The 527-nt window shown below is 45.4% G+C and carries 1 protein-coding gene; it reads left to right on the top strand.

Annotated elements, in window-relative coordinates:
• Positions 1 to 527: IS982 family transposase (locus tag CIK96_RS06345; protein WP_144007502.1), on the top strand; the 527-nt coding region annotated here is incomplete at both ends.

Genomic DNA, 527 nt, shown 5'->3' with positions numbered 1-527 from the left:
GTGTCGTACAACCGCTTTGTGGAGTTGGAAAGCCGCGTGTTCTTCCAGCTCATGTTCTTCCTTAATCTGGGAGCTTTCGGAAGATGTACCGGCATAACATTCGTTGATTCCACGATGATACCCGTATGCCATAATCTCAGGAGATATGCCAATAAGGTATTCAAGGGAATTGCCACTGACGGAAAAGGAACAATGGGTTGGTGCCATGGCTTTAAGCTCCATCTTGCGTGCAATGACAGAGGCGAGATAATAGCGTTTGTACTTACTGGTGCAAATGTCAGCGACAAGGACCCGAATGTGTTCAAGGTTCTTGCTAAACGTTTGTATGGCAAGCTGTTTGCTGACAAAGGCTATATTTCGCAGAAGCTGTTTGACTTCCTCTTTGAGGATGGAATACAGCTGGTGACAGGGTTGCGCGTAAACATGAAAAACAAGCTGATGCCGTTCTATGACAGAATGATGCTGCGCAAGAGATACATTATCGAAACCATTAACGACATGCTGAAGAATACGGCACAGATTGTACA

It is taken from the genome of Prevotella sp. P4-98, assembly GCF_002251405.1.
Taxonomy (GTDB): domain Bacteria; phylum Bacteroidota; class Bacteroidia; order Bacteroidales; family Bacteroidaceae; genus Prevotella.
This window is presented reverse-complemented; position numbering and strand designations above follow the sequence as displayed.